Below are 26,515 nucleotides of genomic sequence, written 5' to 3' on the forward strand. Positions count from 1 at the left end.
TCGGCATGGTGCCACGCTGACCTATCTAGAAGTTTCCTGGTCACCAAGGAGGTAAGACGACTTGTGAATGAGTCGACATTTACTCCCGGGGGTGGTCAACCAGGAACGGTTGCGAGGGAGCAAGGTCCCGCGGGGCTCGAGGCTGTCGGCTCCGTCGCGGTCCGTACCTTTGCCGCCCGTCAGAGCAGCCCCCTGCAGACGCAGACAGCACCCCAGAGCATGGATGGCCATCACGTGAACGCCATGGCCGGCGACCGAAGTGGCGAACGCACCCACTTCGCCGACTACGACGAACTGCCCGAGGGGCACTTCTACGACCCCGACGCCGAGTACGAGCCGGACCCCGAGTACGCGGCCACGCTCGCGCCCGACGCTGCCCGTCAGCGCCGCGAGCGCGTCGGTCCGACCGGACGCCCGCTCCCGTACTTCCCGATCCCAGGCCCGCTGACCGACCACGGCCCCGCGAAGATCATCGCGATGTGCAACCAGAAGGGCGGCGTCGGCAAGACCACGTCGACCATCAACCTGGGTGCCGCCCTCGCGGAGTACGGACGCCGGGTCCTGCTCGTCGACTTCGACCCGCAGGGCGCGCTCTCGGTCGGTCTCGGCGTGAACCCGATGGAACTCGATCTGACGGTCTACAACCTGCTCATGGAGCGGGGCATGGCCGCGGACGAGGTCCTGCTGAAGACAGCGGTCCCGAACATGGACCTGCTGCCGAGCAACATCGACCTGTCCGCCGCCGAAGTGCAGTTGGTGAGCGAGGTCGCGCGCGAGTCAACGCTCCAGCGGGCGTTGAAGCCGCTGATGGCCGACTACGACTACATCGTGATCGACTGTCAGCCCTCGCTCGGCCTGCTCACCGTGAACGCCCTGACGGCGGCTCACAAGGTGATCGTGCCCCTCGAGTGCGAGTTCTTCGCGCTGCGCGGTGTCGCGCTCCTCACGGAGACCATCGAGAAGGTCCAGGAGCGGCTCAACCCCGACCTGGAGCTCGACGGCATCCTCGCCACGATGTACGACTCCCGCACGGTGCACAGCCGTGAGGTGCTCGCACGCGTGGTCGAGGCGTTCGACGATCACGTCTACCACACCGTGATCGGCCGGACCGTGCGCTTCCCGGAGACCACGGTCGCCGGTGAGCCCATCACCACGTACGCCTCCAACTCGGTCGGCGCGGCCGCCTATCGCCAGCTCGCCAGGGAGGTGCTCGCCCGGTGTCACGCCGAGTGAGTCTGCCGGGGGCCGACGAACTGTTCCGTACGACCGGGGGAATGGGGCTCCAGGCGTCCTCCCCGAGGCGCCCGGTCAACGGCGAGGCACGGGTACCCGCTCCGGCGGGTGAGAGCGACGCCGTCGCCGCGGAGGACAAGCAGCGCGGCGAGGGTGGTGAGAGCGCCGAACACGCGGCGGCGGACGACGAGTCGGGCGAGTCCCGCAGCCGTGCCACCGAGGGCGACAAGCCCGCGGGGCGCCGTCCCCCGCAGGCGCAGGAAGGTTCTGCCTCCGCGGGGTCGTCGCGCAAGCGCTCCCGGGCGGCCGCCAACCGGCGGCCGAGCGGGCGTGAGCGCCACGACGAGAAGATCACGGTGTACGTCTCCGCCGAGGAGCTGATGGACCTCGAGCACGCGCGCCTCGTGCTCCGCGGGGAGCACGGGCTCGCCGTGGACCGCGGCCGCATCGTCCGCGAAGCGGTCGCCGTGGTGCTCGCCGACCTCGAATCGCGCGGAGACGCGAGCATTCTCGTACGCCGACTGCGCGGGCGGTAGCGGTAACGTCCGCCTGATGCCCGGATACGACGACGACTCCTCCATGCCCGGCCGGGGCGCGCGGCGACGCGCGCTGGGCCGGGGACCGGGGACGACGCGGCTGCCGGAGCCGGAGCCGGAGGTTGTTCCTGAGCCGGGGTCCGTTCCTGAGCCGGATGCCGACCCGGAGCCGGAAGTTCAGGAGCTTGCGGGTCCCGGCCCGGATCTGGAGATTCAGGAGCCCGCGGGCTCCGACCCGGAACCGGAACTTGAGCAGCCTGTGCCCGATGACGGGCGGTTCAAGGTACGGCTGGCCAACTTCGAGGGGCCCTTCGATCTGCTCCTCCAGCTGATCTCCAAACACAAGCTGGACGTCACCGAGGTCGCCCTGTCCAAGGTGACCGACGAGTTCATGGTGCACATCCGTGCCATGGGGCCCGAGTGGGATCTCGACCAGACCACCGAATTCCTCGTCGTCGCCGCCACGCTCCTCGATCTCAAGGCGGCCCGGCTGCTGCCGACCGCCGAGGTCGAGGACGAGGCAGACCTCGCGCTCCTCGAAGCACGCGACCTCCTGTTCGCCCGGCTGCTCCAGTACCGCGCGTACAAGAAGATCGCCGACATCTTCAGCGAGCGGCTCGACGAGGAGGCGCGGCGCTACCCGCGGACCGTCGGTCTGGAGCCGCACCACGCCGAGCTGCTGCCGGAAGTCGTCATCAGCATCGGGGCGGAAGGGTTCGCCCGGCTCGCCGTGAAGGCGATGCAGCCCAGGCCGAAGCCGCAGGTGTACGTCGACCACATCCACGCCCCGCTGGTCAGCGTGCGCGAGCAGGCCGGGCTCGTCGTGGCGCGGCTGCGGGAACTGGGCGAGGCGAGTTTCCGGGTACTGGTGGAGGACACCGACGACACCCTGACCGTCGTGGCCCGCTTCCTGGCGCTCCTCGAGCTGTACCGGGAGAAGGTCGTCAGCCTGGAGCAGGAGGAGGCCCTCGGGGAGCTTCTCGTGCGCTGGACCGGCGGGGAGAGCGAGGGGGAGCCGACCGTCACGGACGAGTTCGACAGGCCTCCCGAGACGGCCGGCAAAGACGGTGGAGAGACGAAGGCCGAGCGGGGCGGGGCGGAGGAGGAGCAGGCATGACGGGCATGAGCGGGCAGGAAGTCGTCGCCGGGGCCGACCGGGTCGCGGAGCTGGATCTCAGGCCGGCCCTGGAGGCCGTACTGATGGTCGTCGACGAGCCGGCGACCGAGGAGCACCTCGCAAAGATCCTGGACCGGCCCCGCAGGGCCGTGGCGGACGCCCTGCGGGAGCTGGCGGACGAGTACACCGTCCAGGGCCGCGGCTTCGAGCTGAGGCTCGTGGCGGGCGGCTGGCGGTTCTACACCCGGCCGCAGTACGCGGCGGCGGTCGAACGCTTCGTGCTCGACGGGCAGCAGGCCCGCCTCACCCAGGCAGCACTGGAGACCCTCGCGGTGGTCGCGTACCGGCAGCCGGTGAGCCGTTCGCGGGTCTCCGCCGTGCGCGGAGTGAACTGTGACGGCGTGATGCGAACCCTGCTCCAGAGGGGTCTCGTCGAGGAGGCGGGCGCGGAACCCGAAACAAGTGCGATCCTGTACAGGACGACGAACTACTTTCTGGAGCGGATGGGCCTGCGAGGCCTGGACGAGCTCCCGGAGCTGGCGCCCTTCCTCCCCGAGGCGGACGCGATCGAGGCCGAGACGCAGGAAGGGGTCCCGTCGTTCGACCCGGACGCACCCGATGCGCCGGGTTACGAGGACGCAGACGACTAGACGGAACTTTTGATGCGAAGCAGCAGCAGCGGCAGGAACAGCAGCGGAAACAACGGCGGGAGCCGTGGTGGCAACAGCGGCGGCCGCGGCAGCAGCGGTGGCGGCGGCCGGAGCGACGGCGGCCGAGGCGGCAGCGGTGGCGGCAGTGGCCGCGGCGGCAGCAGCGGTGGCGGCGGCCGCGGAAACTACCGGGGCGCCGGCAACGACCGTGACGACAAGCAGCAGGGCCGGCCGAGCAAGCCGCGCCCCGAGGAGCGGCGCTACGACGTGAGCCCCGCCGACGGCGGGCCGAAGAGGGGCCGGGGCGCGGCAGCGCGCGGCGGCGCCAAGGGCGGCCCCCGCACCTCCCAGGGCACCGGCGCCCGCGGCAGCGGTCGGGGCAGCGCCCCGTCGACCTCGCGGGAGTACGACGTCCGCCAGGAGGAGCGCAACCGCGACCGGTACGCGGGCAAGCCCACGGTCAAGACCCCCAAGACCTTCCCGGGCGCCGAGCAGGAGGGCGAGCGGCTCCAGAAGGTGCTCGCGCGGGCCGGTTACGGTTCCCGGCGTGCCTGCGAGGAGCTCGTCGAGCAGGCCAGGGTCGAGGTCAACGGCCAGATCGTGCTGGAGCAGGGTCTGCGCGTCGACACGGAGAAGGACGAGATCAAGGTCGACGGCCTGACCGTGGCCACGCAGTCGTACCAGTTCTTCGCGCTGAACAAGCCGGCCGGTGTTGTCTCCACCATGGAGGACCCCGACGGCCGGCAGTGCCTGGGTGACTACACGAACAACCGCGAGACGCGGCTGTTCCACGTCGGGCGGCTCGACACGGAGACCGAGGGCATCATCCTGCTCACCAACCACGGAGAGCTGGCCCACCGCCTCACTCACCCCAAGTACGGCGTGAAGAAGACCTACCTCGCGCACATCGTGGGCCCGATCCCGCGCGACCTGGGCAAGCAGCTCAAGGACGGCATCCAGCTGGAGGACGGGTACGCGAAGGCGGACCACTTCCGCGTCGTCGAGCAGACCGGCAAGAACTACCTCGTCGAGGTCACCCTGCACGAGGGGCGCAAGCACATCGTGCGGCGCATGCTCGCGGAAGCCGGGTTCCCGGTCGACAAGCTGGTGCGGGTGTCCTTCGGGCCGATCGCGCTGGGCGACCAGAAGTCGGGCTGGCTGCGACGCATGTCCAACACCGAGGTCGGCATGCTGATGCAGGAAGTCGACCTCTAGGAGCCCTGTCCGGGCTGCGGCCCGGTCCCGGCAGCGGCCCGCCTCTTGTGTGCACCACCCCCTCTCTTTATAGTCGGTAAGACCATAAAGAGAGGGGGTGGTGTGCGTGCGGGGCTATGACAAGCACGCCTTCGAGCCCTTCGCCGTCACCGTCGATCTGGCCGTCTTCACGATCCGGGACGGCGCGCTGAGGGTGCTGCTCGTCGAGCGGGGGCAGGACCCGTACGTGGGACGACTGGCGCTGCCCGGGGGCTTCGTCCTGCCCGACGAGTCGGCCGAGACGGCGGCGGCGCGCGAACTGGCCGAGGAGACCGGCCTGTCCGACGTCACCGGACTGCACCTGGAACAGCTGCGCACCTACAGCGACCCGGACCGCGATCCCCGTATGCGGGTCGTCTCCGTCGCGTTCGCGGCCCTCGTGCCCGACCCGCCCGAGGTGCGCGGGGGCGGTGACGCCGCCCGCGCGGACTGGCTGCCGTACGGCACGGGCGCGTACGGGCCGCTCGCCTTCGACCACGACCGGATCCTCGCCGACGCGCACGACAGCGTAGGCGCCCGCATCGAGAACACCTGTCTGGCCACCGCCTTCTGCCGGCCCGAGTTCACCCTCGGCGAGCTGCGCGGGGTCTACGAAGCGGTGTGGGGCGCCGGGCTCGACCCCGCGAACTTCCGACGCAAGGTCCTCGCGACTCCTGGGTTCGTCGAACCGGTGCACGGCGCCGCCCGGCTCACCGGCGGCCGCGGCAAACCCGCCGCGCTGTACAAGGCCGGGCCCGCCACCGCCCTGCACCCGCCCCTGCTCAGGCCCCTCGCGGAAGGACGACCCTCATGAAGAAGCGTGCGGCGACCGGCTCTCTCGTAGGGCTCGCCCTGGGGGACGCGCTCGGCTTCCCGACCGAGTTCAACGACGTCCCTTCGATCCTCGCCAAGTTCGGTCCCTGGCGGCAGATGGCCCTGCCCAAGCCCGCGATCGTCACCGACGACACACAGATGACACTCGCCCTGGGGCGCGGTCTGCGTACCGCGATGGACCGCGGCGTGCTCGCGCCCCTGCGTATGACCCGGCCCGTGCGCGAGGAGTTCATCGACTGGTACCAGTCACCGGAGAACAACCGCGCCCCCGGCAACACCTGCCTCCAGGCCTGCGACCTCCTCACGCGCGGCAGGCCCTGGCAGGAGGCCAGCCGCATCGGGTCCAAGGGCTGCGGCGCCAACATGCGCGTCGCGCCGGTCGGCCTCGCCCCCGGCCTCAGCGGCGAACAGCGCGCGGGCGCCGCCCAGTTGCAGTCCGCACTCACCCACGGCCACCCCACGGCCCTCGCCGCGTCCGACCTCACCGCGCATGTCGTCCACCTCCTGGCGCAGGGCGCGGAGCCGACCGGCCTCGTCGGGATGCTGCGCTCGTACGCGTACGAGAACCGGCAGAAATACCACGAGCCCTGGCTCGGCGACCTGTGGGCGCAGGCCGCCGATCCGAGCCCGGAGCACTTCATCGCGCGCGGCTGGGACGACTGCCTGGCCGCGCTCGAACGGCTCCAGGAGGCGCTGGCCTCGCCGTCGCCCGAGACCGACCCCTGCCTGGCCACCGGGGCGGGCTGGATCGCCGAGGAGGCGCTCGCCACGGGCCTGCTCTGCTTCCTGCTCTTCGTCGACGAACCCGTCACCGCCCTGCGCCGTGCCGCCTGCACCTCGGGCGACTCGGACTCGATCGCCTGCCTGACCGGGGCGTTCGCCGGGGCGTACCTGGGCGACGAGGTGTGGCCGGCGGACTGGTCGGAACGCATCGAGTACCGCAGCGACCTGCTGTCGCTCGGGGCGCTCTGGGACGCTTGAATGCTGAGGTCGAGCACGGGGCGGCCGTCGTCGGCCACGCGCGCGTGGCCGACGACATAGAGGCGCTGCACGCCGTCCTCGACCAGCGCAGGAGGGCTCAGTGCTGCCGGACGCCCCGACCGTCCACGACGCCCCGACCGTCCACGACGCCCTGCACGACCTCGTCGTACGGCTCCGGCTGAAGGGCTGACGCCCGCCGGACGTCGAACAGGAAGTCCGCCACCCGCGCCCGGTCCGGCTCGGCCGGCAGCGGGGTGCGGGTGGCCGCCTCCTCCGCCTCGGCGCCCAGGCGTGCCATCCGGGCCACCACGTCGTCCCAGGAGACCTCGCCCCGCCTGACCGAGAGGAGCCCCTCGCGGTCCTCGCCGACGTCGAGGGTCAGCCGGCCGGTGCGGAGCAGGTCGCGGCAGGAGGCGAGGAGGCGCAGCAGATGCATCGCGTGCTTCCAGCGCGGGGCGCCGTACTGCCGGACATCCGCGTCGAGCTTCTTGCGCTGGCCCAGCGCGTAACCGGTGAACGTGGCGTGGACCTGCTGGGACAGGAACGCCTCGCGCAGGTCGAGCAGTTCGCGGCCGGTGTCGGTGACGTGCTCCACGAGCGGTGAGTGCAGGCACTCCAGGATGTTCGGATTGGCCCGCAGGGCGAGCTCGCAGAAGCGCTCGAGCTCCCAGGAGAACTGCTCGTCCGCCGGGCCGTCGACATGCGTCGGCGGCTTCTCGAACCGCCAGAACATCCGCGTCGGCGCCACGTAGACGCCCCGGCGGTCGGTGTCGCTGCCGTCCGTGGCCAGGCCGAACGCCCGCGAACCCATCACGCAGGAGTAGATCGTGTGGTCGCGCACCAGGTCCAGGGCCTCAGTCATGGACGGAGCGTACGGGCCGTGTCCGGCCGGGGCGGACTGAATTTCCGGCGCCGTTGATCTGGCGCCAGGGATCTTCCGGAGGGCGGGCCGGCCAGTGCTGCCTGAGTGGCGACCGAGTGTGGTTCGGGTCACATTGGCATGGTCCGTGGACTCCAGAAGTGGGCCCGCGCAAGACTCCAAGAACGTTCCGAAAGGCGTGACCATGGCGGGTAACAACGATCTGGGAAGCCTGCTCAGCGGCCTCCTCGGTGACAAGGCGGGCGGCTCGGCGGGCGGGGTCCTCACCTCGCTCCTGGCGGCGTTCACCCAGGGGCAGGGCGGCTCCGCGGGCGGCAACCCGCTGGGCGGCCTCCTGGAGACGCTCGCCAAGTCGGGCCTCGGCGGGCAGGCGAATTCCTGGGTCGGCACCGGCGCGAACGAGCAGGTGACCCCGGACCAGGTCAAGGAGGCCCTGCCGGACGCCACGCTCCAGAAGGTGGCGGCCGAGTCGGGCGTCAGCCCGGACCAGGCGGCGCACGACATCGCGAAGGCCCTGCCCACGGCCGTCGACAAGCTGACCCCGGAGGGCCAGGTACCGAGCGTCTCGCTCGACGAGCTGGTCAAGGAGCAGAAGCTCTGACGTACCGCATCCCTGCGCGGCGTCCGTCTCGGCAGGCGGGCGCCGCGCGCCGGTGTCCGCGGGGCTGACTAGGCTTGGCACGTCAGCAGCCTGTACGTACGCAAGCAAGGAGCGACACCGTGGCGGTACGAGCGGTCCGGGGCGCCGTCCAACTCGATCGGGACGAAGCCGGACACATGGACGAGCAGGTCAGCGAGTTGCTCACCGCCATCCTTGAGCGGAACGGACTGACCTCCGAGGACCTGATCTCGATCTGGTTCACGGCCACGCCCGATCTGCACTCCGACTTCCCGGCGGCCGCCGCGCGCAAGCTGGGCATCGTCGACGTGCCGCTGATCTGTGCGCAGGAACTCGACATCGAGGGCGCGCTGCCGCGGGTCGTACGCGTCCTCGCCCACATCGAGTCCGAGCTGCCGAAGCCGGGGATCGCGCATGTGTACCTCGGCGCCGCCGCCGCCCTGCGCAAGGACATCGCCCAGTGAGAACCGCCCTTGTCATCGGCACCGGCCTCATCGGCACCTCCGCCGCCCAGGCGCTCGCCTCGCGCGGCGTGCAGGTGTACCTCGCCGACCACGACCCGACGCAGGCCAGCACCGCCGCCGCGCTCGGAGCGGGCACGGACGAGGCGCCCGAGGGACCCGTAGACCTGTGCGTGGTCGCCGTGCCGCCCGCGCACGTCGCGACGACCCTCGCCGACGCGATGGACCGGGGGGTGGCCCGCGGATACCTCGACGTCGCCAGCGTCAAGGGCGGCCCGCGCCGCGATCTCGAGGCACTCGGCCTCGACCTCAGCCCCTACATCGGTACGCACCCCATGTCGGGCCGCGAGCGCAGCGGGCCCCTGGCGGCCACCGCGGATCTCTTCGAGGGCCGCCCCTGGGTGCTGACCCCCACCCGCGACACCGACACCGAGGTCCTGAACCTCGCCCTGGAACTGGTCGCGCTGTGCCGCGCCGTCCCCGTCGTCATGGACGCGGACGCCCACGACCGCGCCGTCGCTCTCGTCTCCCACATGCCGCACTTGCTCTCCAGCATGGTCGCGGCGCGCCTCGAGCACGCCGAGGAGTCGGCCGTACGCCTGTGCGGCCAGGGCATCCGGGATGTGACGCGCATCGCGGGCTCCGACCCCCGCATGTGGATCGACATCCTCTCCGCGAACCCGGGCCCGGTCGCCGACCTGCTCTCCGCGGTCTCCGCCGACCTCGACGAGACGGTGAGCGCCCTGCGCTCCCTCCAGTCGTCGGACGAGGCGAAGCGGAGCGAGGGCGTCACCGGCATCGAGGACGTCCTGCGCCGTGGGAACGCGGGCCAGGTCCGCGTCCCCGGGAAGCACGGCGCGGCCCCGGCTGCGTACGACACCGTGGCGGTTCTCATCTCCGACCAGCCCGGCGAGCTGGCCCGGATCTTCGCCGACGCGGGTGCCGCGGGGGTCAACGTCGAGGACGTCCGTATCGAGCACGCGACCGGCCAGCAGGCGGGCTTCGTCCAGCTGCTGGTCCAGCCGGCCGCGGCCCCGAAGCTGACGGCGGCGCTGCGCGACCGCGGCTGGGCGATGCGCCAGTAGGGCCTGTCCCCAGGGGCTGTAAGGGCAGGGTGCTTGAGCCAGTAACCTTGTGCGGGGCGCCTTCGCGCCCCGCCTCCCTGTCCCGTGCACTGAGAAAGGTGTCCGCAGCCCCGTGGAAACCGCCGCAACCGCCGCAACCGCAGCCCCGGCAGCAGTGATCGTCGCCATCGACGGGCCCTCCGGCACGGGCAAGTCGAGCACCTCGAAGGCCGTCGCCGCCCAGCTCGGCCTCAGCTACCTGGACACCGGCGCCCAGTACCGGGCGATCACCTGGTGGATGGTGAACAACGGCATAGACCTGACCGACCCGACGGCCATCGCCGCCGTGGCCGGCAAGGCCGAGATCGTCTCCGGCACCGACCCGTCCGCCCCGACGATCACGGTCGACGGCACCGACGTCGCCGCTCCCATCCGCACCACCGAGGTCACCTCGAAGGTCAGCGCCGTCAGCGCCGTCCCCGAGGTGCGTGCCCGCATCACCGAGCTGCAGCGCTCCATCGCCGCCTCGGCGGAGCAGGGCATCGTCGTCGAGGGCCGTGACATCGGTACGACCGTCCTGCCCGACGCCGACCTGAAGATCTTCCTCACCGCTTCGCCGGAGGCCCGCGCGGCCCGCCGCAGCGGTGAGCTCAAGGGCTCCGACGTGAAGGCGACCCAGGAGGCCCTGATCAAGCGGGACGCCGCGGACTCCAGCCGCAAGACGTCCCCGCTGGCCAAGGCCGACGACGCCGTCGAGGTGGACACCTCCGAGCTCACGCTCCAGCAGGTCATCGAGTGCGTCGTGACCCTCATCGGGGAGAAGCAGGCAGCGAAGTGACCGCGCCTTCCCCCTCGGAAAGAGGCGCGGAGGTCGGCCGCCGCATCGGGGTCGGCCTCATGTACGGGCTGTGGAAGCCCCGTGTCCTCGGCGCCTGGAAGGTCCCCGCGACCGGCCCGGTGATCCTGGCCGTCAACCACGCGCACAACGTCGACGGGCCGATGGTCATGGGCGTCGCGCCCAGGCCGACCCACTTCCTGATCAAGAAGGAAGCGTTCATCGGACCGCTCGGCACGTTCCTGGGCGCCATCGGCCAGGTCGAGGTGGACCGGTCGACGGCGGACCGTACGGCGATCACGCGTGCGCTGAGCGTGCTCGACGAGGGGGGCGTCCTCGGGATCTTCCCCGAGGGCACCCGAGGGGGCGGCGACTTCGCCTCCCTGCGGGCCGGCCTCGCCTACTTCGCCGTGCGCAGCGGGGCGCCCATCGTGCCGGTTGCGGTGCTGGGAAGCACGAAGAAGCGCGGCCGGCTGATAAAGGCGCTGCCGCCGCTGCGCAGCCGCGTCGACGTCGTCTTCGGGGACCCGTTCCCGGCGGGCGACGGCAGCGGGCGGCGCACGCGCAAGGCGCTGGACGAGGCGACCGTGCGCATCCAGGAGCGGCTCACCACCCACCTGGAAAACGCCAGGCGCCTCACCGGGCACTGAGCGAGACTTTCAGTAGTGGACCGCCGTAAGCGATCAGACGGTCCACCGATCACCACGATGAACGACGAGGTACGGACTTCATGAACGACCAGATCCAGCCGGAGGGCTCGGCCGAACACGAGCACGGGGCCCTTGGCGACGCGGAGTACGCGGAGTTCATGGAGCTCGCCGCGGTAGAGGGCTTCGACATCGAGGACGTCGAGGGCGCGATCGAGGAGGCGGGCCACGGTCCGCTGCCCGCCCTCGCCGTCGTCGGCCGCCCCAATGTCGGCAAGTCGACCCTGGTGAACCGCATCATCGGCCGCCGCGAGGCCGTCGTCGAGGACAAGCCGGGCGTCACCCGCGACCGCGTCTCGTACGACGCCGAGTGGGCGGGCCGCCGCTTCCGGCTCGTCGACACCGGCGGCTGGGAGCAGGACGTCCTCGGCATCGACGCGTCCGTGGCCGCGCAGGCCGAGTACGCGATCGAGACCGCCGACGCCGTCGTCTTCGTCGTCGACGCGACGGTCGGCCCGACGGACACCGACCTCGCGGTCGTCCGGCTGCTGCGCAAGGCCGGCAAGCCGGTCGTGCTGTGCGCCAACAAGGTGGACGGTCCGAGCGGCGAGGCGGATGCCACCGCGCTGTGGTCCCTCGGTCTCGGCGAGCCGTACCCGGTGTCGGCTCTGCACGGCCGCGGCACCGGCGACATGCTGGACGCCGTCATCGAGGCGCTCCCCGACGCCCCGGCGCAGACCTTCGGCACCGCGATCGGCGGCCCCCGCCGCGTCGCCCTCATCGGCCGCCCGAACGTCGGCAAGTCCTCCCTCCTGAACAAGGTGGCGAACGAGGACCGCGTCGTCGTGAACGAGCTGGCGGGCACCACGCGCGACCCGGTCGACGAGCTCATCGAGCTCGGCGGCAAGACCTGGAAGTTCGTCGACACGGCGGGCATCCGCAAGCGGGTCCACCTCCAGCAGGGCGCGGACTACTACGCCTCCCTGCGCACGGCAGCCGCCGTCGAGAAGGCGGAGGTCGCGGTCATCCTGATCGATTCGTCCGAGCCGATCTCGATCCAGGACCAGCGCATCGTGACGATGGCCGTCGAGGCGGGCCGCGCGATCGTCGTCGCGTACAACAAGTGGGACACGCTCGACGAGGAGCGGCGCTACTACCTGGAGCGCGAGATCGAGACGGAGCTCGCGCAGGTCGCGTGGGCGCCCCGGGTGAACGTGTCGGCGACGACCGGGCGCCACATGGAGAAGCTCGTACCCGCGATCGAGACGGCTCTGGAGAGCTGGGAGACCCGCGTTCCGACGGGCCGGCTCAACGCGTTCCTGGGTGAGCTGGTGGCCTCGCACCCGCACCCCGTCCGCGGCGGCAAGCAGCCCCGCATCCTCTTCGGTACGCAGGCCGGCACGAAGCCGCCGCGGTTCGTGCTCTTCGCCTCTGGCTTCATCGAGGCCGGCTACCGCCGGTACGTGGAGCGACGCCTCCGCGAGGAGTTCGGTTTCGAGGGGACGCCGATCCACATCTCGGTCCGGGTGCGCGAGAAGCGCGGCCGCAAGAAGTGAGCTAGCGCGCAGCGCCTAGCGCTCGCGGCGTGGACCGGGCGGCAGTGCGGCAGGGAGGTTGCTCCCGGAGCCGTGCTGCCGCCCGTTCGTGTGCCAGGAGGCGGTCGGCGGCGAGCTGTGTGCGTGCTGGGGTTCGGGGTACGACGCGCTGTGCCGCCCGCTGCTGCTGTGGTGCAGGGCGTACGGGCCCGAGGCGAACGCGGAGAACGAGAGGTTCTCCTCGCCGCTGCGGTCGCCCGGCAGGGCCCGGAAGGACCGGCGGTACTCCGAGTACAGGGCGTCGTAGATCGGTGTGGCCGAGCGGCCACCCGCCGATTCATGCGTCCCGCGCATGGCGGGGATCGGGGTCGGATACTGCGGGCGGCGAGGAGGGTCGTATGCGTGCACGTAGGTGCCAACGACCCGCACACCCTCACGGATGCGGCCCGGACCGCGCTTTCGCAGGCCGCCGGGGGTGCGGGCGGCGCACGGGGAGATGCGCGGGCCGGACTCCTGGGCCCGGATACGACCGTGGGCCGGGCGCGCGCCCGGCCCACGGCCACTCACCACGGCTGGTGACGGATCGTCACGTACCTGCCAGCGGCATCGTCGCGCCGACGAGCAGCCCGTTCACCGCGGCCTTGTCGAGGGCGCCGCGGAGCAGGTCCTCGCGGGGCTGGCGGCCGATCGTGCCCGACGGGGCCGCGAAGACGAGGACGGAGTTCGTCTTGTTCGCCGCCGCACGCCAGCTGTCGGTGACGTGCAGCGGCTGGTGCGCCTGCCACCACGCGACCTGACCCGCGCCGCCGGCGCCGGGCTGGAGGACGGCGTGCAGCTGGCCCATGGCGAGCAGCACGGACCAGCCGTACAGCACCGGCGGCACCTCGCCGACCTGGGCGGTCGGCGTGAAGCCCTGCTCCACGAGGAGGGTAAGGAACTCGTCGACGCCGCCCGTCGAGCCGGGACGGGCGATCGGCCCGGTCGGCTCGACGACGAGCGCGGGGTGCAGCTCACCGGAGATCAGGACGAGCCCGCTGGTCACGCCGAGCACGGCCTGCTCCGGGACGGGCCGGGCCGAAGGCGAGGGGGCGGGGGAGGACGTGGCGGCGGGTGCGCCGCCGTCGCCGGTGATGGAACGTACGGCTCCCTGCAGCTGCTCCTCGGACACCTGGACGACCTGAGAGGGCAGGCAGGTGGAGTGGGCGAAGGCGAGGACGGCGGTCTCGTCGCCGATGAACAGGACGCTGCTGGTGCGCTCCTGTTCCGAATCGCCCGGAGTACGGCAGGACGTGCAGTCGTACGTGCCCGGGGCGTTCTCTCCGGCGAGCAGCCGGTCGGCTTCTGCGTCGCCGATCTCGGCGCGTACGTCGTCGCTGACGTCGAGCATGCGCGGCACGGGTGGCTCCTCGGATTCGGTGTGTTGCTGCGTCGAATGCGGCCGGGCGGTCCCCGGCTCATAAAGGAGACAACGGATGATCTGTGCCAGGGGTCACGCCTGGAAGGGGACGGAATCGACCCATCCGGCGCACGGTGCGAGCCGACTGCCGGAATCGGTCACTCCACATCAACTCCCGTTGTACACAAGGAGATTGGCGAGGAAGGGTAGGGCGCAGGTCGGCATGCCTACAGGTCGACAAATCCTGAAATCACGTAATGAAACAGGTGGCTGAAAACAGTCGCTGCCGGATGTACGCCTTCGGTGGAGGGAGAGGCGGCCGGCTGGGTGGGCCGACCGGGTATGGCCGGCCGGTGGGGCCGACCGGGTGGGGCCGGGTCCGTGCCGGGCGCGGCACGGCGGAGGCGGGGGAACGCCTGCTTAGCGTGACGCGATGCGCCCCATGCCCGTGGCCCGTACGCGCCCCGCACGCCGCTTCCTTCTCGCGGCCCTGCCGGCCCTGTTCGCCGCCATGCTCACTCCCGCGGCCGCGTCCGCCCCGCCGCCACCACCGGCCGCGGGTCCCGGGCGTCCGAACCTCGATCTGAGGGACTGCGTCAAGGACCACTGGCCCTGGGGCTGCCTCGCCGAGTGCGAGAGCAGCGGACGCTGGCACATCAACAGCGGCAACTCCTACTACGGAGGGCTGCAGTTCCGGCAGTCCACCTGGAAGGAGGGCGGCGGGCTCGTGTACGCCCCGCGCGCGGACCTAGCGACCCGCGCCGAGCAGATCGCGGTCGCCGAGAAGGTGCTGCGCACCCAGGGCTGGCGCGCCTGGCCCGTCTGTTCCAAGGTCCTCAAGCTCGACGGCCGGGTCCATGTGGTCAAGTGGGGCGAGACCCTCAGCTCGATCGCCGCGCGCTACCGCGTCAAGGGCGGCTGGCAGGCGCTCTACAAGGCCAACAAGCAGATGACCGGCGCCCACCCCGACCGCCTCAACGCCGGGACGGTGCTGCTCATCCCGAAGGCGTCGGCCAAGAGCCTCGGCTGAGCTCGACGGCCTCACCGGAGAACAGGGCGGCGCCGCGCCGCAGTTCGGGTGGGTCACTCAAGCGGGTGACATGGCCACGAACAGCTCCGTGGTGCCTCACCTCTCTCACCTGCCTTGATGTCGTAAAACGTCAAAAGGTTCCACGAATCGTCTCTCAATCACGCATCTGTTCTGGAACAAGATGATGATGACGCCCAACCTCTGCCGCCGCCCCCTTGTCTAACCATGCGGTAGGCGGACGAGACGGACTGTCCGCGAGGAACAGTGGAATACGGGGACGCATGCAGATCTCTTTCCTGATTCACAACGCGTATGGAATCGGAGGGACGATTCGGACGACGTACAACCTCGCGAACACGCTTGCCGAACAGCACGACGTCGAGGTGGTCTCCGTCCTGCGCCACCGCGACGAGCCGGTCTTCAGGCCCGACCCGAGGGTCCGGGTCAGGCACCTCATCGACATCCGCAAGGGCACACCCGGCTACGAGGGCGACAGCCCCGAATACCGCACCCCCGCCACGACGTTCCCGCGCGCCGAGGGCCGCTACGAGCAGTACAACGCGCTCACCGACCGCCGGATCGCCGAGCATCTGCGCGCGGTCGACGCCGATGTCGTCGTCGGCACCCGCCCCGGACTCAATGTGCACCTGGCCCGCCAGACCCGGCGCGGCCCCCTGCGCGTCGGCCAGGAACACCTCACGCTCGACAGTCACCCGACCGCGCTGCGCAGGCAGTTGCGCGCGGTCTACCCGCGGCTCGACGCGCTCACCACGACCACGGAGGCCGACGCCCGGGCGTACCGCGCGAAGATGCGACTGCCGGGCGTACGGATCGAGGCCGTGCCGAACCCCGTGCCCGCGCCCGGCGTCGAGCCGGCGGACGGCTCGGGCAAGTGGGTCGTCGCGGCCGGCCGGCTCGCGCCGGTGAAGCGGTACGACCTGCTGGTCAGGGCCTTCGACCGGGTCCGCGCCGAGCGGCCCGACTGGCGCCTGCGGATCTACGGCAGCGGCAAGCAGAAGGACAAGCTCCGCGCCCTGATCGACGAACTCGGTCTGTACAACCACGTGTTCCTCATGGGCCCCGCCCACCCCATCGAACCGGAGTGGGCGAAAGGTTCCATCGCCGCCGTCACCTCCAGCCTGGAGTCGTTCGGCATGACCATCGTCGAGGCGATGCGCTGCGGCCTCCCGGTGGTCGCCACCGACTGTCCGCACGGCCCCGGCGAAATCATCGACAACGGTGTCGACGGGCGCCTGGTCGAGGTGGGCAACGTCGAGGCGATCTCCGGCGGCCTCCTCGAACTGATCAACAACGACGCGCTGCGCGCCCGGATGGCGAGCGCCGCACTCAAGGACTCCGAGCGGTTCGACCCGGCGCACATCGCCGAGCGCTACGAATCGCTGTTCGGTTCGCTGACGGCCCGCCGCGGCGGAGGCCTTCTGCACCGCACTCGCGGCGCGCTGCTCGGGGGCGCGTACGCGGTGCGGGACGCGGGGCGTTCCGCGTTCACGGCCCAGGGAACGGCACAGAGAAAGGGGCGCACGGCATGACGCCGACAGCTTCGGCAGACTTCTCGGCCTCGGACGCCTCGTCCGAGCTTTCCGTGGGGGGCGGGGCCGTGGTGCCCCGCGCCGACTGCATCGCCGACTCGGCGGGCGGTCTCACCTTCGACGTGACGGACCACGGCGGGCCCGACCCGGCCCATCTGGTCCTCACCGAGCGGGACAGCGGCGAGGACGTGCGCCTGCCGCTGACCCCGGCGGGCGACGGCAGCCTCCGTGCGGCGCTGCCCAGCAGCGTCCGGCTGCCCGAGGGGCGCTGGGACGTCTTCGCGCAGGTGGCAGGCGAGGAGCCGCAGCGCCTGGCCCCCGGCCTCAACGACCTGCGGTCCCTCGTCGACCGCGTGCCCAGCGGCTCCCGCGGCTTCGTCGCCGTCCGCATCCCCTACACGACCAAGCACGGCAACCTCACCGTGCGCAGCTGGCTGCGCGCCCCGCACGCCGAGGCGGGCGAACTGCTCATCGCGGACGGCGAGATGACGGTCCGCGGCCGCGTCTACGGCACCGCGATCACCCCCAAGGCGTACGCGGAGATACGTTCACGCGAGGACGGCGGGCCCGCCCTGCGCACCGAACTGACGCCGAGCGGCGAGGAGTTCACCTTCCGCGTCGGGTACGAGGAGCTGGACGCGGGACGCTGGGACCTGTGGGTGCGCCCGGAGGGCGAGGACGGACTCGCGGTACGCGTCGCCCGGCTCCTGGACGACGTCGCCGACAAGAAGCCGATCTTCACCTACCCGACCGCGCGCCTCGACACCGAGCGCGGCCGGATCGCGGTCGAGCCGTACTACACGAGCGACAACGACCTGGCGGTCCTCGTGACCACCGCGGCCGCCGGGTAGCCCGCGCACGGCGCCCTTGCGGACCCTGGCTGTCCGCAAGGGCCGGCAGACTCGAACCCGGCGGGCTCACCCGGGACGGGCTCACCGGACCGGCTCGCGGACGCGGTCAGGACTGCTCGGGGTCGTCTGACCCGGGCTGGAGAACGGGCCGGCTCAGCGGACGGGTCGACGCGAACGCCGGATGGTGCAGATCGAAGGCCGGGGACTCGGAGCGGATCCGGGGCAGCGTGAGGAAGTTGTGCCGCGGCGCCGGACACGGTGTCGCCCACTCCAGCGAACGCCCGTAGCCCCACGGGTCGTCCACGTCGACCTTCTCGCCGTACCTGGCCGTCTTCCAGACGTTGTAGAGGAACGGCAGCGTGGAGAAGCCGAGCAGGAACGAGCCGATGGTCGACAGGGTGTTGAGCGCCGTGAACCCGTCGGCCGCCAGATAGTCCGCGTACCGCCGCGGCATGCCCTCGGCGCCGAGCCAGTGCTGCACCAGGAACGTGGTGTGGAAGCCGACGAACAGCGTCCAGAAGTGGATCTTCCCGAGCCGCTCGTCGAGCATCTTCCCGGTGAACTTGGGCCACCAGAAGTAGAAGCCCCCGAACGTCGCGAAGGCGACCGTGCCGAACACGACGTAGTGGAAGTGCGCGACCACGAAGTACGAGTCCGTCACATGGAAGTCCAGCGGCGGCACGGCGAGGATGACGCCGGTCAGGCCGCCGAACAGGAACGTCACCAGGAAGCCGACGGACCACAGCATCGGGGTCTCGAAGGACAGGGACCCGTTGATCATCGTCCCGATCCAGTTGAAGAACTTCACGCCCGTGGGCACCGCGATCAGGAACGTCATGAACGAGAAGAACGGCAGCAGCACCCCGCCCGTCACGAACATGTGGTGCGCCCACACGACGATCGAAAGACCGGTGATGGCCATCGTGGCGCCGACCAGCATCGAGTAGCCCCAGATCGGCTTGCGGCTGAAGACCGGGAGGATCTCGGAGACGATGCCGAAGAACGGCAGCGCGATGATGTAGACCTCCGGATGGCCGAAGAACCAGAAGAGGTGCTGCCACAGCAGCGCACCCCCGAACTGGGCCTCGAAGACCACGGCCCCGAAGCGCCGGTCCGCCTCCAGGACGAGCAGCGCCGCGGCGAGCACCGGGAAGGCCATCAGCACGAGGATCGACGTGAACAGCGTGTTCCACGTGAAGATCGGCATCCGGAACATCGTCATGCCGGGCGCCCGCATCCCGATGATGGTCGTCAGGAAGTTCACCGCGCCGAGGATCGTGCCGAAGCCCGCGAGCGCCAGGCCCATGATCCACATGTCCGCCCCGATGCCCGGTGAGCGCGTCAGGCTGTTGAGCGGGGCGTACGCGAACCAGCCGAAGTCCGCGGCCCCGCCGGGCACCATCAGCGAGCCGATCACGATCAGCCCGCCGAACAGGAACAGCCAGTACGAGAACATGTTGAGCCGGGGGAACGCCACGTCGGGGGCGCCGATCTGCAGCGGCATGATCTCGTTGGCGAAGCCCGCGAAGGTCGGGGTCGCGAAGAGTAGCAGCATGATCGTGCCGTGCATCGTGAAGAGCTGGTTGTACTGCTCGTTGGACAGCATCTGAAGCCCGGGCCGCGCGAGCTCCGCCCGCATCAGGAGAGCCATGACGCCGCCGGCGAGGAAGAACGCGAACGACGTGATCAGGTAGAGGTGGCCGATCTTCTTGTGGTCCGTGGTGGTCAGCCACTCCACGACGATCCGGCCCGGCGTCTTCGTCCGCGCCGCTCCTGCCGCCGGCTGCACACGCTGCACGTCCGTCGTACCCATCGCTTGCCCCCTCGCTTCTCGCGCCCTGGGCCTGCCTCGAGCACACGCCATGATGCTCGCGCCCCCACCGACTCCGACAGAGGGCGTACGGGAGCTCTGTGTCGCGTTCATGCAATTCCGATGGGGCGTCAACTGTTGAAGAGCGCCCGGGAATCCGAATTGGGACGGTCCCGGACGCGGTCATGGCGCTATTTCCGGGCACGTTATCCGGACCCTTTCTGTGAAGTCGCGGAATTATGCCGTGGCGCGCCCAGAACATGCGCAGAAGGAGCATCGAATCCCTCGTACGTGTGACGGAGTTCGAGTGAAACGCGTGTCGTGGACCTGTGACAAAAGCGTGACCGGAGGGGGACCGGTGACGAGGTGTGGTCCGCCCTGGTGTCAGGCGGCGCGGCCGCCTAACGTGGCGGTCATGGCACCCATTCCGACCCCTCCCGCAGAACCCCAGGACACCCTCGACACGTACGTCGGCCTCGATGCGCCCGGCGCCGAGCGGCGGGCCCGTGAGCGTGGCTGGTCCACGGTCAGGTCGCTGCCCCCGGGCGCGATCATCACCATGGAGTACCGCGCGGGACGGCTGAACTTCGAGGTGACCGACGGCACCGTGACCCGCTGCTGGAAGGGCTGACAGGACCGACAAGCAGCGCGAAGGCCCCCGGTTCCGTGACGGAACCGGGGGCCTTTCGGCGGGCGGGGATCAGTCTGTGCGTACCGGCCCCGCGGCCTGCGGCGCTCGCGCGCCTACGGCGGTCAGCCGCCGGCGACCGGGCGGGCCGACGTGGTGCCGCGCGGCACCCGGTCCGCGTGCGGCGGCCTGCGGCTGCCGGCCGGGGTGACCGGGGTGCGCTCGGAGCGCGCGGTGTGCGGACCCGGGGCGAGCAGTCCCGGGGGCCGCACGGCCCGTGCGGCGCCGACGGTCTCGCGTACCGGCGGCTCCTCCGATGCGGGCGGGGCGCCGCGCTGCGGAACCAGCGTGGGCGTGGCGGCGGCCGGGGCGGGCGCCGGGAGCGCACCGGAGCGGCGGTTGCGCCACAGCTCGCGCAGGGCGAAGACCCACGCCTCGACCTGCGCGATCAGCGGTTCGACCCAGGGCAGTGCGAGCAGGATGAGCAGACCCGCGGCCCAGCCGAGGAACACGTCGCTGAGCCAGTGCGTACCGAGGTACACGGTGGTCAGGCCGACGCTCAGCGAGATCACGGCGGAGGCGGCCGACAGCCAGCGCCTGGCGCGCGGCGTCGAGGCCAGATAGGCGAGGATTCCCCAGGTCACCACGGCGTTGGCGGTGTGGCCGGAAGGAAATATATCGCCGCCCTGCCACATCTCGTTCGAGCCGATCGTGGTCGCGTAGTGCGGGCCGAGACGGCCCATGCCGAGCTTGGCGGCGCCCACGGTGATGTTCAGGAGCAGCAGCGCGGCACCGAACATGAGGAGCGGCCGCAGCGTGTGCTGACGCCAGGAGCGCCAGCCGAGCCAGGCCATGACCATGACCGCGGTGGGTCCACGCTGGCCGAGCACGACCCAGTAGTCCAGGAACGCGTGGATCTCGGGCCACTGCTGGTACGGCCGGAAGAACATGACCTGCCAGTCGAAGGTGACCAGCCAGGACGTGATCAGCACGGCCACCACGATGGCGAGATAGAAGGACAGGGTGGCTCCGAAGAGCACGACCCTGTGCCGGCTCATCCTGGGCACATCCAGGTTGACCGGTCGTTCCGGCTCACGGTCGAGGCGGGCGAAGAGCCGCTCCAGACGGGTGAGGTTTCGTTCGGTACGCACCCAATCGACGCTACAGCGAGTGAGTGCCGAACCCAGCCGAATCACTCGGTTTGTGATGACGATGTGATGTGGGATTGCTCTCAACCGGGCGTTTATTCCTGTGGATATCACTATCCGACCGGGGCGTCGCCTTCAATTTCATTGATCATTTCTTGCATTCGTTTTTCGCCGCGCCTGAATTCGTTCACCGACGGCTTCCTTGGAATTTCCCGTCCGATCACTCGGGGCGATCGGACCGGCCTCCCGGGGCCCGCCGAGTCGATCAAGGAGGCCCCGACCCGTTCAGCCAGAAGGCCCCGTACACCGCCGACGCCACCGCCACGCCGCCGAGCACCGCCGCCGATCTGCTCGTGCGCAGCCGGGCGAGCGCCACCGCGACCGGCAGCAGGAGCGGGAAGGCGGGCAGGAGCAGCCGCGGCTTCGAGCCGAAGTACCCCGACGCGCACAGGGCGAGCGCGACGACGATCCCGCAGTAGACGAGCAGCGCGAGCGGCTGACCTCGCCGCACGCACAGGACGTAGAGCCAGATCACGAGCGCGACCCCGACGATCAGGCCGAGCCCCGCGAGCGCCGAGGGGAACGACGTGAACTTGTCGCCGACGAAGCGCGCGAAGGCCAGGCCGCCGTCGAAGCCGTTGCCCCACTGGCCCTGGATGTCGAGATAGCCGAAGAGGCCGCCCCCCGTGCGATGCCCCACCCAAAAGACGTACGCGGCGGCGCCCAGCGGGGCGAGCAGCACGCCGACGGCCATGTGACAGGAGATCCTCTTCTCCCGCACGACCTGGACCGCGGCCGTCGCCCAGAGCGCGGCGACCACCGCCGCCCCCACCGGCCGGGTCAGCCCCGCGAGCGAGGCGAGCAGCCCCGCGCTCACCCACCGTCCCGTAAGGACCGCGTACAGCGACCAGGCCGCGAGCGCCGTGAACAGGGACTCGCTGTACGCCATCGACTGCACGATCCCGACCGGGAGCACCGCCCACAGCACGACCGCGCAGACGCCGGCCCGCCGTCCGTACAGCAGCTCGGCCACCAGGAAGATCCCCCAGGCCGCGCAGAGCGACGCGAGCCAGCTCACCACCAGGCCCGCGTCCGCGTACGACAGCGGGCTCACCGCCGACACCAGTCGCTCCAGCCACGGCAGCAGCGGGAAGAAGGCGAGGTTCGAGTGCACCGTGCCGTCCGGCAGCCGCACCTCCCAGCCGTAGCCGAAATCAGCGACGCGGGTGTACCAGAGCGAGTCCCAGCGGGCGGTCAGCAGCGTGTGCGGGCTCTTCCCCTCCGCCGCGCTCCACACGGCGAGCAGGAGCAGGCCCAGGGCGCGCACCCCGGCATAGGCAAGGAGCGCGGGCGCCGCGCGCCGCAGCGCACCGGCCGCACGGGCCGGGGCGCGCCGCGGTTCTTGCAGGTCGACTTCGGTCACGGCGTCGATTATCGGCGCCGGACGCAACCGGACCGCACGCCGGTGCGTGGTCGAAGAGCGGAGCGTGGCGTACGCCACACTCCGCGGCCGGGCTCATGAGAGGTCCGCCACGTGTCACCGCAATGAACTCGCGTACTCTGGCGGCTCACTCGCCAATCGTTGCGTGGGCACGGGAGTCCGCTCCTTCCGGCCGCAACCGCGGGGAAGTCCCCACCCCGCGGATCCGCCGAGCGCGAGGGACCACTGGGAGGTACGCATATGTCCGGGACGATCACGGCCACCGCGCCCTCTCGCCTGCGGACCGCCGGGCCAGGCGCCAACCGCTGGGTCGTCCTCGTCGTCCTGTGCACCAGCCTCCTGCTCGTCGCCCTCGACGCGACCGTGCTGCACGTCGCCGTCCCCGCCGTCACCCAGGACCTGCGTCCCTCGGCCGTCCAGCTGCTCTGGATCGTCGACGCCTATCCGCTGATCTGCGCGGCGCTCCTGATCCTCTTCGGCACGCTCGGCGACCGCGTCGGCCGCAGACGCGTCCTGCTCCTCGGCTACGGCCTCTTCGGCGTGGCCTCCGCACTCGCCGTGTTCGCCTCGACACCACACATCTTGATCGTGGCCCGCGCGCTGCTCGGCGTCGGCGGCGCGATGATCATGCCCGCGACCCTGTCGATCCTGCGCGCGGTCTTCCCCGACCGGCGCGAGCGGGCCGTGGCGATCGGAGTCTGGTCCGCGGTCGCCGCCATAGGCGCCGCCACCGGACCGGTCCTCGGCGGCTTCATGGTCGAGCATTTCTGGTGGGGCTCGGTCTTCCTGATCAACATCCCGCTGATGGCCATCATGCTGCCCCTCGGCCGTCTCATACTTCCCGAGTCCAAGGGCTGTTCCGACGGGCCCTGGGACGTGGTCGGCGCCTTCATGGCGGCCGTCGGAATGCTCGGTGTCGTCTACGGCGTGAAGCGGCTCGGCGTCGACCGCGATCTGCTCGACCCGTCCGCCGTCGGCCCCCTCCTGGTCGGCGTGGCCGTGCTGATCGTGTTCGTGCGGCGGCAGAAGCGCCGCGAGCATCCGCTCATCGACATGAAGATGTTCGCCAGGCCCGCCTTCTCCACCGCGGTCGGCTGCATCGTCCTCGCCATGCTCGCCCTGGTCGGCCTGGAGCTGATCGCCGTCCAGTACCTTCAGCTGGTACTCGGCCTGAGCCCCCTGGAGACGGGGGTGCGGCTGCTGCCCCTCACTTTCGCGGCGATGGCCGCGGGCGTCCTCGGCTCGTCCCAGCTGCGCCGCTTGGGCCCGCGCCGCATGGTCTCGGCCGGCTTCGTGCTCACCGCGGCCGCGGTGCTCATGCTCACCCTGATGGGACAGCACGACCGGCCGTCGCTGCTCACCTTCGCCTTCGTCCTTCTCGGCTTCGGCCTGCAGACCACCCTCTTCGGGGCGTACGAGTCGATGCTCAGCGAGGCCTCGGCGCAGGACGCCGGCGGCGCCGCGGCCATCGGGGAGACCTCCTACCAGCTCGGCGCGGGCATGGGCATCGCCCTGCTCGGCTCGGTGATGAACGCCGCGTACGCACCCGGGATCGCCCGCGTCACGGGCGTGCCCGGATCCGCGAGCGCCGACGCGGGCAACTCGCTCGGCGAGGCGTACCAGGTCGCGACGCGGCTCGGCGGCAGTGCCGGTGAGGCGCTGCGCAGCGCCGCCCGGGTCGCCTTCGTCCACGGACTGCACGTGACGCTGTTCGTCAGCGCCGGGCTCCTGCTGCTCGGCGCGGTGGCCGCGCTGCGGCTGCCCAAGCGGATGGAGTGCGAAGCCGCTGCCCCGCAGGACGCGGAGGGCACGGCGAAGATCGGGCCCCAGCGCGGTCCCGAGCGGGTCGGCGTGGAGTCCACCGTCGCGTGACGGCCGCGGGCGGTGACCCGGCCTATAGGGCCGGGCCGTACCCACCCGTGACGCTCAGCTCTGGTTGAAGAAACCGTCCGTCGGACGGCTCTCCGCCTCGCCGTTGACCACCTGCGTGTCGGCAGGGCTCAGCAGGAACACCCGGTTCGCCACCCGCTCGATGGAACCCCGCAGCCCGAACGTGAGCCCGGCCGCGAAGTCGACGACGCGCTTGGCGTCCCCGGGCTCCATGGCCGTGAGGTTGATGATGACCGGGACACCTTCCCGGAACATCTCGCCGATGCCACGGGCGTCCCGGAATCCGTCCGGGGTGACCGTGCCGATCCGGCGGCCCTGTTCCTCGGCGGCGTCGGCCGCCACCTTCACGCGCGGGTCCGTGACCCAGGCGGCGCCGGTCTGGGGCTCGGACCCCTCGACCCTGTCGTCGTCGTAGCCGTCGTAGTAACGCTCGTCATCGTTGTCGTCGACGAGGCCAAGCCAGGCACTCGCCTTGCGCACCGATCCCATGGACGCCTCCTCTCACAGCGGTTCCTCTGCGTTCCGCATCCCTATGGTCGTCCATGATGCGGATGGTGCGCCAAGTGGATAGTCGCCGCGCGGGGTTTTCGTGACGCTACTGGTGCAGAGTCAACACGGCGCTGTCCCATGAATCCCAAGGGTCGTATCCCGTACGGCTGCTGACAGTGAGTGAAATATGATTCTTCGCGGCGTACGGGTGACGACCGGTGCGTACGGGTGAACGGCACCCTCGATACGATGCCGCAGCTTACGTCTTCGGGACCCTCGGGGGAGTCGTCTTGTTCGGAATAGTCCGGCCCTGCAGCCATCGTCTCGGCGAGGGGCTCAAGGCGCAGTGGATGGCTCATCTGTGCGGACTCTGCCTGGCACTTCGTGGCGACCACGGGCAGTTCGCGAGGGTTGTCACGAACTATGACGGTTTGCTGATCTCGGTTCTGACGGAGGCTCAGGCCGAACCCGCCGCCGGGGGACGGCGCACGGCGGGGCCCTGTCCGCTGCGCGGGATGCGCACCGCGTCCGTCGCGCAGGGCGAGGGGGCCCGTCTCGCCGCGGCCGTCTCGCTGGTCCTCGCCTCGGCCAAGGTCCGTGACCACGTCGCCGACGGCGACGGCCTCCTGGCCCGCAGACCGGTGGCCGCGGCGGCCCGCCGGGTGGCCACGAAGTGGGGAAAGGCGGGCTCCCGTACGGGTTCTGACGTGGGGTTCGATACGGCCGTCCTGGTCGACGCCGTGGAGCGCCAGATGGGGATCGAGGCGCTCGCCGGCCTCGGCACTCCGGTGCTCACGGTCACCGAACCGACCGAGACGGCGACCGCCGCCGCCTTCGCGCACACCGCGGTCCTCGCCGAACGCCCCGGCAACGCGGCGCCGCTCGCGGAGGTCGGCCGGCTCTTCGGACGGCTCGCTCACCTCCTGGACGCCGTGGAGGACAAGGAAGCTGACGCCGCGTCGGGTGCCTGGAACCCGCTCACGGCCACCGGCACGGACCTCGCCGAGGCGCGCCGCCTCGCCGACGACGCGCTGCGCGGCATCCGCCTCGCCCTGCGCGAGGCCGAATTCGTCGACGGCACGCTCGCGCATCTGCTGCTCGTCCACGAACTGCGCCGCTCGGTCGACCGCGCCTTCGGCACGTCGGGCTGCGCGCACGGCGCCGACGCGTCCCACGGATCCGGCGTCCCGCACGGCGCCGAACCCTCGCACGGCGCGCACGCCCCGTCGGCGTCCACCCCGCAACAGGGCCCGGGTGCGCCCGGCCCCTGGGTGCCCACCGGATCGGGCCCGTACGTGCCGCCCGGGTCCTCGGGCCCGTACGGCTCGCAGAATCCGTACGGCGGCGGGCAGGGCGGTCCCGGTGGTCCGGGCAGGCCCGGCGGCTTCGGTGGCGGGCCGTCCTTTCAGCCACCAAAGCCCGGCAAGCGCGGATTCCTCGCGGGGTGTGCCGCGGCGATCGGGCTCTGCTGCACCTGCAAGGTGTGCTGTGCCGACGAGTTCGAGGGGCCCTGGTCCCGGAAGAAGCGTGACGGCTGGTGCGGCGACTGCTGCTCGACCGACTGCAGCTGCTGCGAGGCGTGCTCCATCTGCGAATGCTGTGAGTGCTGCTCCTGCTGCGACTGTTGAGCCCTTGAGCCCTTGAGCCCGGGTCAGGA

General features: G+C 71.0%; 26 protein-coding genes. 19 read left to right on the top strand and 7 right to left on the bottom strand.

Features of this window, described 5'->3' with window-relative positions:
- The first annotated feature begins 63 nt into the window (after positions 1 to 63).
- From AC07EJ_RS31960 to AC07EJ_RS31990, 7 genes are all read left to right on the top strand, one after another.
- Positions 64 to 1,233, top strand: a complete 1,170-nt coding sequence (locus tag AC07EJ_RS31960; protein ID WP_100599009.1) for a ParA family protein — start codon at positions 64 to 66, stop codon at positions 1,231 to 1,233.
- Positions 1,218 to 1,769, top strand: coding sequence for a hypothetical protein (locus tag AC07EJ_RS31965; RefSeq protein WP_389483268.1), 552 nt, complete (start codon positions 1,218 to 1,220; stop codon positions 1,767 to 1,769). The genes AC07EJ_RS31960 and AC07EJ_RS31965 overlap by 16 nt, the downstream gene beginning before the upstream one ends.
- 16 nt (positions 1,770 to 1,785) lie before the next feature.
- Entirely contained in the window at positions 1,786 to 2,886 is a 1,101-nt protein-coding gene (locus tag AC07EJ_RS31970; protein ID WP_393588798.1) for a segregation and condensation protein A, read from the top strand.
- A complete protein-coding gene (gene scpB, locus AC07EJ_RS31975; protein WP_389483274.1) occupies positions 2,883 to 3,536 on the top strand; it encodes an SMC-Scp complex subunit ScpB in 654 nt (217 codons plus the stop codon). The genes AC07EJ_RS31970 and scpB overlap by 4 nt, the downstream gene beginning before the upstream one ends.
- Positions 3,537 to 3,548: 12 nt before the next feature.
- Entirely contained in the window at positions 3,549 to 4,751 is a 1,203-nt protein-coding gene (locus AC07EJ_RS31980; protein ID WP_389483276.1) for a pseudouridine synthase, read from the top strand.
- Between the two features lie 97 nt (positions 4,752 to 4,848).
- On the top strand, positions 4,849 to 5,583 hold the full coding sequence (locus AC07EJ_RS31985) for an NUDIX hydrolase (RefSeq protein WP_389483279.1): 735 nt from the start codon (positions 4,849 to 4,851) through the stop codon (positions 5,581 to 5,583).
- Positions 5,580 to 6,584, top strand: a complete 1,005-nt coding sequence (locus tag AC07EJ_RS31990; RefSeq protein ID WP_478885586.1) for an ADP-ribosylglycohydrolase family protein — start codon at positions 5,580 to 5,582, stop codon at positions 6,582 to 6,584. Before AC07EJ_RS31985 ends, AC07EJ_RS31990 begins: the two co-directional genes overlap by 4 nt.
- Before the next feature lie 97 nt (positions 6,585 to 6,681).
- Here the strand turns inward: AC07EJ_RS31990 and AC07EJ_RS31995 are convergent, their stop codons facing one another.
- Positions 6,682 to 7,446, bottom strand: coding sequence for a nucleotidyltransferase domain-containing protein (locus AC07EJ_RS31995; RefSeq protein WP_393588489.1), 765 nt, complete (start codon positions 7,444 to 7,446; stop codon positions 6,682 to 6,684).
- Positions 7,447 to 7,648: 202 nt separating this feature from the next.
- On the opposite strand from AC07EJ_RS31995, the gene AC07EJ_RS32000 reads away from it, so the two are divergent.
- The 6 genes from AC07EJ_RS32000 to der all read left to right on the top strand — a co-directional run bounded on the left by AC07EJ_RS32000 (position 7,649) and on the right by der (position 12,646).
- Positions 7,649 to 8,065, top strand: a complete 417-nt coding sequence (locus AC07EJ_RS32000; protein WP_478885587.1) for a YidB family protein — start codon at positions 7,649 to 7,651, stop codon at positions 8,063 to 8,065.
- A 119-nt stretch (positions 8,066 to 8,184) separates the two neighbouring features.
- Entirely contained in the window at positions 8,185 to 8,547 is a 363-nt protein-coding gene (aroH, locus tag AC07EJ_RS32005; protein ID WP_389483290.1) for a chorismate mutase, read from the top strand.
- The gene (locus tag AC07EJ_RS32010) at positions 8,544 to 9,629 is read left to right on the top strand and encodes a prephenate dehydrogenase (RefSeq protein WP_393588486.1); all 1,086 of its coding nucleotides are present in this window, start codon (positions 8,544 to 8,546) and stop codon (positions 9,627 to 9,629) included. The genes aroH and AC07EJ_RS32010 overlap by 4 nt, the downstream gene beginning before the upstream one ends.
- Positions 9,630 to 9,741: 112 nt before the next feature.
- On the top strand, positions 9,742 to 10,446 hold the full coding sequence (cmk, locus tag AC07EJ_RS32015; RefSeq protein ID WP_389483294.1) for a (d)CMP kinase: 705 nt from the start codon (positions 9,742 to 9,744) through the stop codon (positions 10,444 to 10,446).
- A 59-nt stretch (positions 10,447 to 10,505) separates the two neighbouring features.
- Positions 10,506 to 11,093, top strand: coding sequence for a lysophospholipid acyltransferase family protein (locus AC07EJ_RS32020; protein ID WP_389483488.1), 588 nt, complete (start codon positions 10,506 to 10,508; stop codon positions 11,091 to 11,093).
- Positions 11,094 to 11,173: 80 nt separating this feature from the next.
- On the top strand, positions 11,174 to 12,646 hold the full coding sequence (gene der, locus AC07EJ_RS32025) for a ribosome biogenesis GTPase Der (protein ID WP_389483295.1): 1,473 nt from the start codon (positions 11,174 to 11,176) through the stop codon (positions 12,644 to 12,646).
- A gap of 15 nt (positions 12,647 to 12,661) precedes the next feature.
- Here the strand turns inward: der and AC07EJ_RS32030 are convergent, their stop codons facing one another.
- Together AC07EJ_RS32030 and AC07EJ_RS32035 are read right to left on the bottom strand one after the other, a co-directional pair.
- A complete protein-coding gene (locus AC07EJ_RS32030) occupies positions 12,662 to 12,979 on the bottom strand; it encodes a hypothetical protein (RefSeq protein ID WP_389483298.1) in 318 nt (105 codons plus the stop codon).
- 232 nt (positions 12,980 to 13,211) lie between these two features.
- Complete coding sequence (locus AC07EJ_RS32035; protein WP_478885588.1) at positions 13,212 to 14,021, bottom strand: hypothetical protein; 810 nt, start codon at positions 14,019 to 14,021, stop codon at positions 13,212 to 13,214.
- 433 nt (positions 14,022 to 14,454) lie between these two features.
- Here AC07EJ_RS32035 and AC07EJ_RS32040 point away from each other — a divergent pair, with 433 nt between their 5' ends.
- From AC07EJ_RS32040 to AC07EJ_RS32050, 3 genes are all read left to right on the top strand, one after another.
- Positions 14,455 to 15,051: a LysM peptidoglycan-binding domain-containing protein gene (locus AC07EJ_RS32040; protein WP_389483304.1), complete on the top strand. Its 597-nt coding sequence runs from the start codon at positions 14,455 to 14,457 to the stop codon at positions 15,049 to 15,051.
- Positions 15,052 to 15,332: 281 nt separating this feature from the next.
- The gene (locus tag AC07EJ_RS32045; protein WP_389483306.1) at positions 15,333 to 16,601 is read left to right on the top strand and encodes a glycosyltransferase family 4 protein; all 1,269 of its coding nucleotides are present in this window, start codon (positions 15,333 to 15,335) and stop codon (positions 16,599 to 16,601) included.
- Positions 16,598 to 17,452, top strand: a complete 855-nt coding sequence (locus AC07EJ_RS32050; RefSeq protein WP_478885589.1) for a hypothetical protein — start codon at positions 16,598 to 16,600, stop codon at positions 17,450 to 17,452. The genes AC07EJ_RS32045 and AC07EJ_RS32050 overlap by 4 nt, the downstream gene beginning before the upstream one ends.
- Positions 17,453 to 17,558: 106 nt before the next feature.
- On the opposite strand, the gene ctaD is transcribed toward AC07EJ_RS32050, so the two are convergent.
- Positions 17,559 to 19,265 (bottom strand): aa3-type cytochrome oxidase subunit I, encoded by a 1,707-nt coding sequence (ctaD, locus tag AC07EJ_RS32055; RefSeq protein ID WP_389483311.1) that lies wholly within the window; start codon positions 19,263 to 19,265, stop codon positions 17,559 to 17,561.
- Between the two features lie 412 nt (positions 19,266 to 19,677).
- On the opposite strand from ctaD, the gene AC07EJ_RS32060 reads away from it, so the two are divergent.
- Positions 19,678 to 19,893, top strand: a complete 216-nt coding sequence (locus AC07EJ_RS32060) for an I78 family peptidase inhibitor (RefSeq protein WP_389483314.1) — start codon at positions 19,678 to 19,680, stop codon at positions 19,891 to 19,893.
- 122 nt (positions 19,894 to 20,015) lie between these two features.
- On the opposite strand, the gene AC07EJ_RS32065 is transcribed toward AC07EJ_RS32060, so the two are convergent.
- Both AC07EJ_RS32065 and AC07EJ_RS32070 read right to left on the bottom strand, forming a co-directional pair.
- Positions 20,016 to 21,041: a phosphatase PAP2 family protein gene (locus tag AC07EJ_RS32065; protein ID WP_389483316.1), complete on the bottom strand. Its 1,026-nt coding sequence runs from the start codon at positions 21,039 to 21,041 to the stop codon at positions 20,016 to 20,018.
- Positions 21,042 to 21,303: 262 nt separating this feature from the next.
- The gene (locus AC07EJ_RS32070; protein ID WP_389483319.1) at positions 21,304 to 22,461 is read right to left on the bottom strand and encodes a hypothetical protein; all 1,158 of its coding nucleotides are present in this window, start codon (positions 22,459 to 22,461) and stop codon (positions 21,304 to 21,306) included.
- Positions 22,462 to 22,719: 258 nt separating this feature from the next.
- Here AC07EJ_RS32070 and AC07EJ_RS32075 point away from each other — a divergent pair, with 258 nt between their 5' ends.
- On the top strand, positions 22,720 to 24,351 hold the full coding sequence (locus AC07EJ_RS32075) for an MFS transporter (protein WP_478885590.1): 1,632 nt from the start codon (positions 22,720 to 22,722) through the stop codon (positions 24,349 to 24,351).
- A gap of 54 nt (positions 24,352 to 24,405) precedes the next feature.
- Here the strand turns inward: AC07EJ_RS32075 and AC07EJ_RS32080 are convergent, their stop codons facing one another.
- Positions 24,406 to 24,858, bottom strand: a complete 453-nt coding sequence (locus AC07EJ_RS32080) for a cell division protein SepF (RefSeq protein ID WP_389483324.1) — start codon at positions 24,856 to 24,858, stop codon at positions 24,406 to 24,408.
- 290 nt (positions 24,859 to 25,148) lie between these two features.
- Between AC07EJ_RS32080 and AC07EJ_RS32085 the strand changes: the two genes are divergently transcribed.
- The gene (locus tag AC07EJ_RS32085) at positions 25,149 to 26,486 is read left to right on the top strand and encodes a DUF5685 family protein (protein WP_389483326.1); all 1,338 of its coding nucleotides are present in this window, start codon (positions 25,149 to 25,151) and stop codon (positions 26,484 to 26,486) included.
- Positions 26,487 to 26,515: the final 29 nt, after the last annotated feature.

The organism is Streptomyces sp. NPDC045026 (assembly GCF_056432625.1).

Excerpts from the sequence above, each read along its gene's own strand:
- AC07EJ_RS31970 (WP_393588798.1), top strand. The coding sequence starts at position 1,786 with ATGCCCGGATACGACGACGACTCCTCCATGCCCGGCCGGGGCGCGCGG.
- scpB (WP_389483274.1), top strand. The coding sequence starts at position 2,883 with ATGACGGGCATGAGCGGGCAGGAAGTCGTCGCCGGGGCCGACCGGGTC.
- AC07EJ_RS31980 (WP_389483276.1), top strand. The coding sequence starts at position 3,549 with ATGCGAAGCAGCAGCAGCGGCAGGAACAGCAGCGGAAACAACGGCGGG.
- AC07EJ_RS31990 (WP_478885586.1), top strand. The coding sequence starts at position 5,580 with ATGAAGAAGCGTGCGGCGACCGGCTCTCTCGTAGGGCTCGCCCTGGGG.
- AC07EJ_RS31995 (WP_393588489.1), bottom strand. The coding sequence starts at position 7,446 with ATGACTGAGGCCCTGGACCTGGTGCGCGACCACACGATCTACTCCTGC.
- AC07EJ_RS32000 (WP_478885587.1), top strand. The coding sequence starts at position 7,649 with ATGGCGGGTAACAACGATCTGGGAAGCCTGCTCAGCGGCCTCCTCGGT.
- AC07EJ_RS32020 (WP_389483488.1), top strand. The coding sequence starts at position 10,506 with ATGTACGGGCTGTGGAAGCCCCGTGTCCTCGGCGCCTGGAAGGTCCCC.
- der (WP_389483295.1), top strand. The coding sequence starts at position 11,174 with ATGAACGACCAGATCCAGCCGGAGGGCTCGGCCGAACACGAGCACGGG.
- AC07EJ_RS32030 (WP_389483298.1), bottom strand. The coding sequence starts at position 12,979 with ATGCGCGGGACGCATGAATCGGCGGGTGGCCGCTCGGCCACACCGATC.
- AC07EJ_RS32040 (WP_389483304.1), top strand. The coding sequence starts at position 14,455 with ATGCGCCCCATGCCCGTGGCCCGTACGCGCCCCGCACGCCGCTTCCTT.
- AC07EJ_RS32045 (WP_389483306.1), top strand. The coding sequence starts at position 15,333 with ATGCAGATCTCTTTCCTGATTCACAACGCGTATGGAATCGGAGGGACG.
- AC07EJ_RS32050 (WP_478885589.1), top strand. The coding sequence starts at position 16,598 with ATGACGCCGACAGCTTCGGCAGACTTCTCGGCCTCGGACGCCTCGTCC.
- ctaD (WP_389483311.1), bottom strand. The coding sequence starts at position 19,265 with ATGGGTACGACGGACGTGCAGCGTGTGCAGCCGGCGGCAGGAGCGGCG.
- AC07EJ_RS32060 (WP_389483314.1), top strand. The coding sequence starts at position 19,678 with ATGGCACCCATTCCGACCCCTCCCGCAGAACCCCAGGACACCCTCGAC.
- AC07EJ_RS32075 (WP_478885590.1), top strand. The coding sequence starts at position 22,720 with ATGTCCGGGACGATCACGGCCACCGCGCCCTCTCGCCTGCGGACCGCC.
- AC07EJ_RS32080 (WP_389483324.1), bottom strand. The coding sequence starts at position 24,858 with ATGGGATCGGTGCGCAAGGCGAGTGCCTGGCTTGGCCTCGTCGACGAC.